The organism is Paenibacillus sp. GYB004 (genome assembly GCF_036577605.1).
In the GTDB taxonomy this organism is placed as follows: domain Bacteria; phylum Bacillota; class Bacilli; order Paenibacillales; family NBRC-103111; genus Paenibacillus_AB; species Paenibacillus_AB oceani.
Genome location: NZ_JARBDB010000012.1, coordinates 21,756 through 35,428, shown reverse-complemented (window position 1 = coordinate 35,428; position 13,673 = coordinate 21,756). Strand labels below are relative to the sequence as shown.

At 54.3% G+C, this 13,673-nt stretch carries 10 protein-coding genes; 5 read left to right on the top strand and 5 right to left on the bottom strand.

The genetic code is table 11. The features are described 5' to 3' along the window. Positions 1-51: 51 nt before the first annotated feature. On the bottom strand, positions 52-2,292 hold the full coding sequence (locus PV433_RS08060; RefSeq protein ID WP_332071673.1) for an AraC family transcriptional regulator: 2,241 nt from the start codon (positions 2,290-2,292) through the stop codon (positions 52-54). A gap of 315 nt (positions 2,293-2,607) precedes the next feature. Here PV433_RS08060 and PV433_RS08055 point away from each other — a divergent pair, with 315 nt between their 5' ends. The 3 genes from PV433_RS08055 to PV433_RS08045 all read left to right on the top strand — a co-directional run bounded on the left by PV433_RS08055 (position 2,608) and on the right by PV433_RS08045 (position 6,204). Continuing rightward, on the top strand, positions 2,608-4,293 hold the full coding sequence (locus PV433_RS08055) for an extracellular solute-binding protein (RefSeq protein WP_332071672.1): 1,686 nt from the start codon (positions 2,608-2,610) through the stop codon (positions 4,291-4,293). A 139-nt stretch (positions 4,294-4,432) separates the two neighbouring features. After that, positions 4,433-5,290, top strand: a complete 858-nt coding sequence (locus tag PV433_RS08050) for an ABC transporter permease (RefSeq protein WP_332071764.1) — start codon at positions 4,433-4,435, stop codon at positions 5,288-5,290. Between the two features lie 29 nt (positions 5,291-5,319). Beyond that, entirely contained in the window at positions 5,320-6,204 is an 885-nt protein-coding gene (locus PV433_RS08045) for a carbohydrate ABC transporter permease (RefSeq protein WP_332071671.1), read from the top strand. Positions 6,205-6,722: 518 nt separating this feature from the next. Here PV433_RS08045 and PV433_RS08040 read toward each other — a convergent pair. The 4 genes from PV433_RS08040 to PV433_RS08030 form a co-directional block, all read right to left on the bottom strand. Then, a complete protein-coding gene (locus PV433_RS08040) occupies positions 6,723-7,262 on the bottom strand; it encodes an alpha/beta fold hydrolase (RefSeq protein WP_332071670.1) in 540 nt (179 codons plus the stop codon). A gap of 53 nt (positions 7,263-7,315) precedes the next feature. Next, positions 7,316-7,597, bottom strand: coding sequence for an aminoglycoside 6-adenylyltransferase (locus PV433_RS34045; RefSeq protein WP_442951490.1), 282 nt, complete (start codon positions 7,595-7,597; stop codon positions 7,316-7,318). A gap of 213 nt (positions 7,598-7,810) precedes the next feature. After that, positions 7,811-8,854: a Gfo/Idh/MocA family protein gene (locus PV433_RS08035; protein ID WP_332071669.1), complete on the bottom strand. Its 1,044-nt coding sequence runs from the start codon at positions 8,852-8,854 to the stop codon at positions 7,811-7,813. Positions 8,855-9,008: 154 nt separating this feature from the next. Further along, the gene (locus tag PV433_RS08030) at positions 9,009-10,442 is read right to left on the bottom strand and encodes an extracellular solute-binding protein (protein ID WP_332071668.1); all 1,434 of its coding nucleotides are present in this window, start codon (positions 10,440-10,442) and stop codon (positions 9,009-9,011) included. 266 nt (positions 10,443-10,708) lie between these two features. On the opposite strand from PV433_RS08030, the gene PV433_RS08025 reads away from it, so the two are divergent. Then, positions 10,709-11,701: a zinc-dependent alcohol dehydrogenase gene (locus tag PV433_RS08025; protein WP_332071667.1), complete on the top strand. Its 993-nt coding sequence runs from the start codon at positions 10,709-10,711 to the stop codon at positions 11,699-11,701. A 352-nt stretch (positions 11,702-12,053) separates the two neighbouring features. Continuing rightward, positions 12,054-13,421 (top strand): hypothetical protein, encoded by a 1,368-nt coding sequence (locus PV433_RS08020; protein ID WP_332071666.1) that lies wholly within the window; start codon positions 12,054-12,056, stop codon positions 13,419-13,421. Positions 13,422-13,673 lie beyond the last annotated feature (252 nt).

The window sequence follows — 13,673 nt, the reverse complement described above, 5'->3', positions numbered from 1 at the left end:
CGATTCGGGGGGACCTTTTTTTGTGGAGCTTGCGGGCCTTGGGCCTGCTCTTTACTTTTGCGGATTGACGATCCGGTCTCTCCGGTACTCGCCGGGCGTCAGTCCGGTCAGGCGCCGGAACATCCGGGTAAACGAATTGGCGTTCTGATAGCCGACTCTGGCGGCGATATCCTGAATTTTCTCCTCGGTTTCCTCCAGCATTTCCTTTGCTTTTCCGATCCGGATCTCGTTGAGGTAGTCGCTTAAGTTTTGACCAGTCTTCTCCTTGAAATAGTTGCGCAAATAACCGGTCGAGATGTTCAGCTTGCCTGCGATCAGATCCTGGTAGATGTCGTCCCCGTAATGCTTCTCGATAAACCCGACGACGAAGTCGACGATCGGGTCGCGGGCGTCCCGCTTCTGGCGGATCAGCAGCGCCGCCTGGCCGAGCAGCCGCTCGAACAGCTCGATGTACTGCGCCTCGGAGACGAACCGCTCCATCTCATCATAAGGTGAATATTCCGCATACAAGGAATTCGTATCGATCTGGTGCGCCATCAGCGTCATTAGCAGCTTGGAGAGCAGATCGCCGGCATACTGGCGGTAATGCCAGGCGGTCGCCTGCCGCCGCGCCAACCGCTGCATTGAGCTATGGACGAGCGCGGTCAACTGCGGCTCGTTGCCCGCCTCCAGATGGGCGGCGAAGCTTCGCTCTTCCTCGGGTGTCCAGAATATGACCGGTTCGAGCGGACCGGGAGTGCCGATAATTTGCGTTTCGCTGCTCAGCATGCGCCGCCGCAGCATCTCGCCGGCCGTCTCATAGGCCGATGTGAACTCGGAAGGCTCCCACAGCTTCGGACAGCAGGCGATCGCGAGCTGATAATAGGCGCTGTCGCGGTCGAAGATTTGCTTGAAATAATGCAGCAGACCGGTAATTGCTTCCGACTCGTCGCAGTCGGTGAAGACGATCGACAGGATGCGGTCTTTCTCGATCTGCATTGTAACGGAATCGGCGAACGACTGGGTCATATTCAGGTTGATGAACTCCAGGAAATGAGTCGTCTTCAGCGGCCGGTCGCGGCCCAGCAGCTCGTATTCCCGGGTATAATGAATATGAAACATGATGAAGTGAAACGGCTGTTCCGTATCGGCCAGCGCCTGCACCTCGGTATCGAGCGCCTGGATGCTTTTGATTTTGTCCAGGTAGCCGTATTTTTGCAGCAGCGAGTTTTTCCGGTGAACCGATTGGATCATATGCTGCAAGCTTTCGCTGATCACGTTGAACTCGTGGATTGTGCTCGTCTGCCGGATGACCGGATTCATCTGGCGAAGCGCCTCCAGGATGCGCTGGACCGGGTTTTTGAAGCGGACGCTCAGCAGGACGGAGATCGCGATGCTGATCAGTACCGACAGGGCGAACAACGTAAGCAGCAGCACATTCATCTTGGTCATCTGGCTCGCGATCGTCTCGTACGGGATGACGCTGACGTAAGTTTGTCCGGACAGCTCGCCGGTTTTGTAGAAGTAATAGTCGCTTCCGTGCAGCACGAACGATTTGCCGGCTTCCCCGGGAGCGGCCGGCATCGCAGCCGGAACGGCTCCGGCGCTGTAGAACAGCTGTCCCGCGCTTCCCGTCATATAGAACGGATTGTCTTCCCGCTGCAGTTGAGCGGAGAACATCCGGTCCGCATCGATCAGCGCGCCCACATAGAACTGGCTGCCGATCTGGCTTTTGACGATGACGGGGACGAAGCGGGACGATCCTGGATTCATCAGCTCGATTTGGTGACGGGTAAACTCCGCGGACGGAAACGTGCGGAAGTGAAAATCGTCGGCAAACTGCCCGGCCCAAAACTCCGGCCCGTAATCGCGGCTGACGTAATATTTGCCGAACATTTCTTCAGCCCGCGTATACCCGTTTTTGTCAATGACGAAACCTTGCTCCTTAAAGTAGATGAACACGTTCTCCAGATCGAGATTGTAATTGCTGACGATCGTACGGAACTCGTCGGCCAGCTCGTTGACGATCGGGAAGTCGGAGCCGATATTCCCTTTCTTGAGAGCCGCGACCGAATTGTCGAAATAGTACCGGGTAAGCAGATCGTCCAGCTGGAGCAGCTGCGTCTCGTAACCGTCGACCGTATTGGCGAGAGCGGTCGTATTGGAGCGGATCAGTTCGTCGCGCATCTGATTGTAAAAAAAGTTATAGGCGAATAAATTGAATGCAAACGAAATGAGAATGACGACCATAAATCCGAGAAGCAGTTTGGCGAATAGCGAGTTTCCGTTGAATCGGATGCGTCGTCGTTCCACAGGTTCTCCCTCCGAATCGTCTTAGCGATAGTTTCCGGTACAACCGGATCACACCTTTCAGTATAATCGATGTAATCGGTTTCAACTACAGATGCGGATTATTCATTTCCGCCACTCTTATTCCGCACGGTATAAATCGGCCATTTTCGGAGGGAAAGCTTCGATTCGGAATAGGAGATGCGAAACGGTTTCTTGTTCCAGACAGCGGCGCCGGGATAAGATGGGCATACGAAAGGCGAACGGTGCGAACGGCCGGCCGTTTGCGATTCGCCATATTCATCGATCACGAGATGACGAAAGGGGCCAAAGTTCAGTATGACAAAAAACAAAATGGTAAAGATGCTGGTCAGCCTAAGTTTGGTAGCGGTTCCACTTCTAGCCGCCTGCGGCAAATCGGAGCCGGCGGGAGACGCGTCCGGGAAAACGCCTGCAGAGACGGGGCAGCAGACGGGCGGGCCGAAGACGGTGCCGGAGAAGTACGAGCCTCCGATCGAGCTGACGACGGTGAATTACAGCTTCCCGACGACTAAGTTTTTTAACGGCGAAGATATTAACAATAATATATGGACGCGGACGCTGGAGGAGAAATACGGCATTAAAGTGAAAACCCAGTGGTACGTCCCCTCGACCGAATACGATAAAAAGTCGAACCTGATGATCGCCTCCGGCGAGATTCCCGATTTTTTCGCGGCGACGCCGCAGCAGTTCAAGCAGCTGCAGGAAGCCGGCATGCTCGAGGATTTGACGAAGGTGTATAACGATCACGCCCCGGAATCGATCAAGAAAGTGATGCAGGGAGCGGGAGATACGGTGCTGAAGTCGGCGACGATCGACGGCAAGCTGATGGCGGTTCCGTGGTCCGGGGTTGCCAAGGAAGGACCTGCGATATTGTGGATTCGCACAGACTGGAAAGAGAAGCTGAGCCTGCCCGATCCGAAAACGATCGACGATCTGTTCGCGATTGCGGATGCGTTCACCAAAAAAGATCCGGACGGCAACGGCAAGGACGATACGTTCGGGCTGGCGATGGAGAAGGAGCTCAGCATGGCCGCCGGGCTGATGAACGGCTACGGGGCTTATACCGACGCGAGCACCGGATTTTGGGTGAAGATCAGCTCGGGAAGCCTGGTGAACGGCGATATTCAGCCGCAGATGAAGCAGGCGCTGACGAAGCTGAGCGAGATGTACAAGGCCGGACACTTCGATCCGGAGTTTATCGTCAAGGACGCCAATAAAGTATACGAGACGATCGGCGCGAACAAAATCGGGATGATGATCGGCGGCCGCGGCTCGGCCAACTTCCCGCTCGTCACGCTGACGCCGAATCAGGAATGGCAGGCGTATCCGATGCCGACGGTGGACGGCAAGCCGTTTCAGGCGCAGCTTCCTCTGAACATTTTCAGCTACTACTGGGTCGTAAAGAAAGGAACGAAACATCCGGAAGCGATATTCAAGATGATGGACTTCTGGCTGCAGACTTATTATTACAACAAATCCGAAGAAGTGTACTACAAGTACATCGTTCCGAGCAAGGAGGACCCTTCGGCGGTATGGACGTATTCGCCGGTCAAAATTTATTTGCCGGACAACAATATCGAGAACTACCGCCAGGCTACCGCCGTGCTGGACGGGAAAATAAAACCGGAGGAGCTCTCGCCGGAGCGCAAGAAAGTGTATGACCGGATCATGCTGTACAAGGGCGGACAGAAAAACTTGTGGGGCGAATTCGCCCAGAACGGCCCCGGCGGCTCAGCAGGCATCATCGATCAGATTATTAAGGAAGACCGGTTCGTCTCGAACGAATATTATACGACCCCGACGGCGACGATGGCGGAGCGGAATGAGCAGCTCAAGAAGCTGAAAAACGAAACGTTCGTCAAAATCGTCACAGGCAACCTGCCGATCGACGCGTTCGACAAGTTCGTAGCCGATTGGAAGAAGCAAGGCGGAGACCTGATCACCAAAGAAGTGAACGACTGGTACGCCAAGCAGAAGAAGTAACGGGAGAGGGGCGGCTTACCGCCCCTTTGCTTCCGCCGCAGGGCGGGCCCGTCAAGACGTAAGCGGATAGGAAGGAGGAGCTGCGGTGTTTAATAAACTGCTGACAGGAAAAAGGCTTAGGGAGCTGCCGCTCCACTTGATGATACTGCCTGGCGCCATTATCGTGTTTATTTATCATTACATTCCGATGGGCGGCCTGACGATGGCGTTCCAGAAGTTCATCCCGATCAAAGGCATCTGGGGTTCGGAATGGGTCGGCTTGCGCAACTTTACGTACGTATTCAGCCTTCCGAGCACGATGGAGGTATTCTGGAACACCATCTATATCGCCTTGATGAAAATCGTCGCAGGACTCATCGTCCCGATCGTAACCGCACTGCTGCTGAACGAAATACGCAAGGCGGTGTTCAAGCGGACGGTGCAGACGCTGATTTATTTGCCGCACTTTTTATCGTGGACGATTCTCGCCGGCATTCTGATCGATATTTTGTCGCCAGGGCAGGGGATCGTTAATAAAGTGCTCGCTTCGATCGGGATCGATCCGATCTTTTTCCTCGGTGACAATACCTGGTTCCCTTATACGATTGTCGTCTCCAATGAATGGAAGGAGTTCGGCTTCAGCACGATCGTGTACTTGGCCGCACTCTCCAGCGTCGACCCGGCGCTTTACGAATCGGCCGTCATCGACGGGGCGAACCGGTGGCGCCAGACGTGGCATATTACGCTGCCCGGCATCCGGCCGGTGATCATACTGCTTATGACGCTCAGCCTCGGACAAGTGTTAAATGCCGGATTCGAGCAAATTTTTAATCTATACAGCCCGTACGTGTACGAAAGCGGCGATATTATCGACACGATGGTATACCGAATGGGTCTGGAGGACGCGCAGTACAGCCTCGCCACCGCGGTCGGCCTGCTGAAGTCGATCGTGTCGCTCGTATTGATCTCGGTGTCGTACCTGCTCGCCTACCGGCTGGCGAATTACCGGATTTTCTAATGCCAACTTAGACAGGAGGAGGGATCAACGTGGTTGAGAATCCATCGTTCGGCCGTAAATTATTCATTGCCGGGAACTATACGTTTATGATTTTTCTAGCGTTCGTGTGCCTGTTTCCGCTCATCCACGTGCTGGCGGTATCGTTCAGCTCGAGCGGCGCCGCGGCGGCGGGCAAGGTGGGGCTGTGGCCGGTCGAATTTACGACGAAGGCGTACCAATACGTAATGAACAAGGAGGAGTTCGTCCGCTCGTTCGGCATCTCGCTGCAGCGGCTCGGGCTGGGGACCGTTATCAATATGGTCATGTGCGTGCTGATCGCATATCCGCTGTCCAAAGAGACGCGCGATTTCAAGCTCCGCACCGTGTACGTCTGGTATTTCTTCGTCACGATCCTGTTCGGCGGCGGACTCATTCCGACCTATATGACGGTTAAAAATACCGGGCTGATGGACACGATCTGGGCGCTCGTGCTGCCGAATGCGGTGCCGGTGTTTAACGTGATATTGCTGCTCAACTTTTTCCGGGGGCTGCCGAAAGAGCTGGAGGAGGCCGCCTTTATCGACGGAGCGGGGCATATGCGGACGCTGTGGAGCGTATTTATTCCGCTGTCCAAGCCGGTGCTGGCGACGGTGCTGTTGTTTACGATGGTCGGGCACTGGAACGCCTGGTTCGACGGGCTGATCTATATGAACGATCCGGCGCATTATCCGCTGCAAAGCTATTTGCAGACCGTCATCATCCAGCAGGACATGAGCGCGATGTCGGACAACGAGGTCGAGATGATGAAGGAGCTGTCCAACCAGACCGTCAAGGCGGCGCAAATTTTCCTCGGCGCTTTGCCGATCATCGCGGTATATCCGTTTCTGCAAAAGTTTTTTGTCAAAGGGATCGTGCTGGGTAGTGTGAAGGGCTGAGTTGGTCTGGGTTTAGCGGCGGGTTCTGGAGCTAGGCGCATCTGATGCGGCGAACGACGGCGGCGGGCGGCCGCCAGTTGCAGGCAGCCCGATGGGCGGCGCCGTGTCGAGCCGAGTGGTGGTATGTTAGGGGGCGTATGCCGCGAAGAGGTGCGGTACGGTGCGATAAGGTACGGAAACCGAGCTGATAAGAGCGGTATGTACCACTTATTTTGTCCAAATCCGGGTTTGAAGCGAAAATAGGAGCGGTTCGTAGCTGCTATTTTGCTTGGAAGGTACATTTCCCGGCAGATTGGCTGAAATAAGAGGTTCAAACCGCTTCTATTTCCTAACAAGTGGGCGAAGATTGTTTTTTAAGAGCTGCAAATCGCTCTTATTGGCTGGAATGAAACTCAGAAAAAGCATAGCTGGCGCGAGTAAGAACAAGCCCCGAAGTTTCCGTTCCAGGGCTAGATCGGACCTACTGAGTAAGCGGGTCGTCGATCCGGATTCTTGCACTTATTTCAATTTGTTTCGAGCTAAAAAATCTTCAATTTGCTCCCTAAGAGCAGTTGGGTTCGATTTCGCATGCGCTCCCTCTCTATGCCGCTCACTGTATTTACGTTCGAACGCAAGCGAGTATATTCCTCTCTTTCGTCAGAGCTCATATTCTCAAGCCGATTAGCGCGATAATCGACATGCCATGCAGGATTTATTCCCGTTCCCGATATATAAATCATCGCTCGAACCCGGCTAGTATACTTGGCGGAATACGCCAGTCCCAATGATGCTCCCCACGAATGCCCGCACACAACCCAGTCTTGGATTCCAAGATGAACCCTTAGATGTTCTAAATCTTCGATAAATGTCCGTACATCGTAGGGACCTTTTTGCTCAGACCTCCAGCTTCCCCGCTGCTCATAACGTATAATTTTGTAGCGGTTGCTAAACATGTCAGCCACAGGCTCCATATAGTCGTAAGCCCCTGGACCACCATGTAAAAGCACCACGGGGATTCCTTGACCATGAACCGTATGCCAGAGGGATACACCGTTTATTATTGAGATCATGTCATCCATTTTATCGCTCCCAACACGAGCCGTAGATATTTGAAATTTGACAAGAAAACACCTCAATGTATTTCTGCTGCATCGATAGGCATACCTCTTACATGCTTCAGATATTCAGTCATCTTCCTATCGTCATCGTAAGGGTACGAGTACGCTAGTTTTTGGGCCGGATCGGCAGCGAGAATTCGAAATAAGTCACCGGCAGCAAAAAGAGCATTCCACATATTGTTGTAGTTGCTGTCTGCATATGTGTTTTTATACAACTCCCATTCGGGTTCAGGAAGATGCTTTCTAAAATTCTTGAGCCATTCATCAGAATACGCAATATAGCAAAATTTTAACATATAGTTGGCGTTTGAATTGAAACTATTTCATTTAACTGAGCAAGAGCCAAGCAAAGCCACTGAAAAAAACCGATTAAGTAGACATAGGGAATTGCTGGATTAAATGGGAGCATCAAGTCAGCGAGTCTCAAATGATAAATAAACGCCTCCAAAACCACTAGATAAGCGGGATGGAAACGTTTATGTAAATGGTTTAGTCAGGCTTTACAGTTGTCAACCCACAGCCAACCCCAACCCCCTCAAGTCAGCGATCGTACCGGCGCGTTCCGCTTCGTACAGTTTCCAGATGACGCGAAGCCCTTGCAGGCTGTCGTAGCCGTCGGTATCGGGTTGCTGACCCGCATCGATGCAGTCGAGGAAATGCTCCAGCTCATATTGCGTTTTTTTGCCGGGAGCGTTGTCTTCCATCAGCACTCTCGTTCTCGACGCCGTATCCAGATTGGCCCGTTCCTCGACGATATGCGAATGAAGGTACAGCTTGCCTTCGGCGCGATTGAATTCCAGCATCCCTTCCGTGCAATGGATATGGATGGCGTAGCCGATCCGCGTCCCGCGCGCTCCCCACGTGCCGAAATGGTAGCCGACCGCACCGCTCTCGAACTCGATCGCCAGATCGCTCGTGCCCTCCCGCTCCATCCAAGGCGTACCGAGCCGCGTGCCGAGATGAAATCCTTTAACCGGACGGCCCAAAAACCAGAGCAGCAGGTCGATGTAATGACAGCCGTGGCTGAACAGCTGCCCGCCCCCGAGCTTGTCCGCCGATTCGGTCCAGTGACCGGCCGGGAAGCGGGTGAACTGTTCGGTATAGATCGACATATGGAACGGTTCGCCATAGGTTCGGTTGTCGATCAATTCTTTCATTTTCCGGACGATCGGCCAGAACCGGACCGGATAGGCGGTCATCAGCACGTTGCCGTTCCGCTCTGCGGCCTCGATCAGTCCGATGCATTGCTCCTCCGTATTGCACATCGGTTTCTCCATCAACACATGCTTGCCGGCTTCCAGACAGGCAAGGCCCACTTCGTAGTGAAGATGATGGGGAAGAGCGATCAGCACCGCGTCGACATCGTCCAGCAGATCGCAGTAATCGGTCACCGCAGAGGCGGCCCCCATCGATTGCGCAGCCCGGTCGGCACGCTCCTGCTCGATATCGCATACCGCCGTCACCTTCAGCCGCCCGGAAAGCGACGCTGCGCCAAGCACGTGTCCGCCCCCCATGCCGCCGCAGCCTATTAATCCCATTCGGATTGGATTCATGGTATCCCCGTCCCTCTTCTAAAGGTAAGATTATGGTCTTGCTACTCCATAATAGGGGGCTGCGGAGACGAAGTCTTTGCGGGATCGGGCTTGAAATGTGCAAATTTGGCCGGAGCTTGGTAAGGAACGATTCCAATTGGTTACAGTTAGATAGTCAGGCGAGAGGCCGATCGGCCTTCGCCTCTTCGTCTTGGCCGGACGCCGGACGCAGCCGGCGAAGCTCGGACAGAAGCGTCTGCCGGTCAATCATCTCCGACCAGTACAGCTTGAGCGGATGGTGCAAAGCGCCGAGCAGGCGGATCGGCACGCCGAGATCCGTATGCCACCGGTAGGACGGCATAATCTCGCGAAAGATCTGGTCATGTTGCGGGCGGTTCAGCCCCGTATCCTCCTGCGGCGGCGCTTCGGCGACCGGCTTGCATGCGGGGACCGTCAGCGTACGGCTGCGTATCCACTGCTGGGCTTTGACGGAAGCGGTGTAGTCGACGAACAGCTTGACCGCCTCTTTGGCTTTGGAGCGCCGGCTCGCCATCAGGCCGATCGCGATAAGAAGCGTCGCAGGCGCGTCTATATAAGGGAGAGGAGCGATGTCGTACCGGACCGCAGAATGCTTCATATCGTTCAAACTGTTATACGTAGCGAGCTGCATCGAGATTTTGCCGGAAATAAACAGCTGGCTCGCTTCGGGTTCGCTTTCGGATAAATAGGGGGGAAAGGCATGGCGGTTCTGAATGATCGCCCCGCACAAATCGATACCGTCCATCATCCGCTCCCAGTCCGGCTCGTCCGGGCTCCCCCTGCGTTTCCCGCCCTGCAGCAGGAATAGCGGCCAGCGGTTTTCCGATACTTGGTAAAAGTGAAAGCCGTGACGGCTACCCGGAACGGTCAGTTTCTCGGCGGCGTCAATCAGACGCTCCCACGTCCAGCCGGAATCCGGCTCGGGCAATCCCGCCTCGGCGAAATGGTCTTTGTTGTAGCAAAGCACGACGGGGGAGAAGACGACCGGTTGGGCATACAGCTTCCCGTCTGCGGAGAAAGCGTCGGTCAGAAACCGATACGTGCCCTCCGCGTAATCGAGCGGTTCCAACAAATCGGCGCAGCCGTTCTCGATTATTTGGATGAAATGGTTGTGATTGATCGTAATCAGATCGGCCGTTCCGTCCTCGAGGTAAGTGCGAATCGTATCGAGCGGCGAAGAACGCAGCGAAGAATCCAGCATGCTCCAGGCTACGGGCTTGACGTGAATGGAGGGATGCAGCTTGTGGAAGTCTTCCAGCAGCCGGGAAAATTCGAGATCCCGTTCGATGGAAGGCATGCAGATGATCGTAATCGTCGTTTTCGGCCTGACGGCCGGGGCGGTTACTCTGCTTCCCACTTTGTCCAGCTTGACGATCAGCCCTTCGGCGGCCAGCGTGTCCAGCCCTTTGCGCACCGAATTGTTGCTCAGCTCAAACTGCTTGGCAAGCGAGCTTTCCGAGGGCAGAAAGTCGCCTTCGGCGTAAGTGCCGTCCATAATCCGTCTGCGCAGCTCGTCCGTAAGGCGTTCCAGCCGGGCCGCAAACGATTTGCGGCTTATTCGTTTCGTCATAACCAATCTCTCCCGTTAGATGTCCTAATGGATATCTTAGTTTATTTAGTTAATGTTATCAACTAGAACTTTAAATAAATAACTTGTATTTAATGTTATGCATTAGAATCGACAAAAAAGTGATATATATGAACTAGTTTATGCGAAAAATCCGTTGACTTTGCCAACTTATGAATTATAAAATGAATTAAGGTTTAAGGTTTATATATGAAACTACAGGCGTGTCGCAGCAAGGCGAGACGCCGCCATAGCGGAGGAGAGCGACCATGAGAGCGGCAAGAAGCGTTGGAGGGTTATTGGAGATTACCGACATACCGGTGCCGGCTGTTACAGATACGTCGGTGCTGGTGGAAACATCCTATTCTGCGGTGAGCACAGGTACCGAGCTGATGGTGCTGCGCAACGGGGGCACCGCTTTTCTCGGATACAGCGCGACAGGGATCGTCAGGGAAGCGGGCAAGGACGTCGATCATGTGAAGGCGGGAGACCGGATCGTATGTTACGGAGCGCATACGCATGCCGATTATTTTCTGGCCGGCCGCAACCACGTCGCTCCGATTCCGGACCATGTAGATCCGCAGGAGGCGGCCTTTGCAGGAATCGCCACGATCGCGCTGCAAGGTCTCCGGCAAGCTGATCTGCGTTTCGGAGAAACGGTCGTCGTGCTCGGGCTCGGCATCGTCGGCCAACTTGCTGCGCAAATCGCTCATGCGGCGGCATACCGCGTCATTGCGATGGATTTGATGGAGACGCGTTGTCAGATGCTTGAGCAAGCCGGTCTGCAAAACGTATGCCGTTCGCCGGAGCAGGTGCAGGAGCGGGTCCGTGAAGCTACCCGCGGCCACGGGGCCGATTGCGTGCTCATTTGCGCCAATACGAAGGAGCACCGGCTGATCGACCAGGCTTTGGATTGGATTCGCGACAAAGGCAAAATCGTAATCGTCGGCGATACGAATACGGAATTTACCCGCAACAAGCTGTTTGCGAAGGAAGCGCAAATCACGATTTCCCGTGCCGGCGGGCCGGGACGTTATGATAAAGAGTACGAGCAGGAAGGCCGCGACTATCCGTACGGCTATATCCGCTGGACGCTGCAGCGCAACCTGGATGAGTTTGCGCGGCTGCTCGCTTCGGGCCGGATGAATTTGAAGCCGCTCGTAACCGGCGTCTACAAGCTCGAACAGCTGGAGGAGGCTTACGAACGCGCCAAGCAAGCCCCGTCGGAAACGATGGGAACGCTGATCCGCTTCGGGGGATGAGCGGACGTCGCCGGCTCGTTTGATCCGAGGGCGGAACTTCCAGTTCCAGTAGTGCCGGCAGACCGTTTCCAATCGTTAATGAGACGCCGCTTTACCCGTTTAAGATGCGGGAACGGCGTCTTTTTGCGTGCAAGCGCAAGTGGCGTAGTTCCGGACGATTTCCGGATCGGGAGACGTTAGGGGGAGAAGGCAAGCGACTCGGTCTGAACGATTTTCTTGCACCGTCATACTCGCAAGCTGCGTAATACTCGAAGGGATAAATATCATTTTTTCCCAGACAAGTCATATCCGCGCCTATGGAAAGTTGGTATAATGAGGACATGTTGGAATTTATCCCAGGGGGAATTTATATATGAAGCAAAGTACAAGGCGGGAGGCGGCGGCCGGGAGAGGAGCAGCCGATATTGCAAGATCCGGTCAGACGGGGACGGCGGCGATGAACCTGTTTCACCGCTCCGGGACTGCTGCGCTGCATAATGCCCATCGGACGGTCGGCAATCGCGCCGTGCAGCGGATGGTGGCGAAGACGATGAGCCCGGATACGGATACGGAGGCTCGAAGCGGGACCGGCAGGGCCGTCGTACAGCGGATGCCGGATGTAAGCAGCTTTAAGAAAAGCACGGCCGTCACGTTCATGAGACGGAGCAAAATTAAACAGGTCGACCAGGCGCTTGCCGCCTATAATGCGCTCGGCGAGCGGGAATATGCGAATCGGAGCGCCGGACTGGGCGCGATTATTCAAGAGTGCGATACGTATCTCGCTCATCCGAAAGCCCATCCGGGCCGGGTTCCCGGCGTAACGGATCTGTTGGAGAACGCCCGTAAAGAGCTTGTCGTTATGGACATCTTGACCGAGGCGGATAATTTGAAAGGGGCCGACAAGTTTTTGAAGCTGTATGAAGCCCACGACGCTTGGCTCCTCGTCAAAGATATCGTGCCCAGATTGGATAAATACGATATCAATCAAATTTTGTTCGATAGTTTGCAGGAGCTGCGGAGTACGCCCGGCGAAACCGAGAAAGTGCTGCAGCATGAACTCGATCAGCTCGCAGAAATTATGAACGACGGCGACACCCCGGAAATTACGAGGAAGGCGCTTCAGGAAATACTCGGCAATCTGGACGAGATTCATATGAACGCGATGCTGCCGGGGGCCCGGTTCACGAACGAGAAAGAGAAACAATCGGGCATTGCGGAGAAGTATGTCGTCAATCATAACTTGAATGCGCCGGGAGGGTCGGCGGAAAGGCTCGGGTCGCTCGCGCACGAATTGACGCATGTCTCGATCTCCGAGCAATTCGGCAATACCGCGCTTTTCTTTGCATTTGACCCCGGGACGAGCGACGATGACGTTATGGCCTTGGTGGAGAAGCGCCACCGGGACTTGGATGCATTGATTGCCGCTATGGATGTGGGCGGATTTGACAAGGAGCAGGCCGACCTGCTGCAAATGAAGCTCGAATATCCGCGCAAAGGCGGCAGCAGCGGCGTGTTGAAGTACGTCTCCTCGTTTTTCCAAAGTAAGAAAATTACGAGGGAAGAGAAGGAGAAGGCCGAGGCGCTTGTAGCCAAAGGAATGGATAATACGGTCATCGAATTCGACACGGTCATCAACCAGATGCTGATTTATATGCATCAATGGAAAATTCCGCAGGACAACCCGTTTTATGTGCTGCTGCAAACGGTCGCCCAAGACGCCTACGATCACCGTATGGGGTAGACGCGGGACAACTGTTCGTCTCCGCCTAGCAGCCCGTTCTATCTATCAAGCGAGAGCAGCCTCCCTTCATTTGCCGGGAGGCTTTACTTTTGATTGTTGCAGGGGATTTCGAATGTCCGTACATGCATAAATTAACATAAAAACATGTATTTACATCTTGAAGGGTGATTGCTACTATTTGGATAACTGCATCTGGGCCGTGTGTGGAAGGCACGACGAAAACCAATATTTCAGTGGATTTGAAATCAGGGA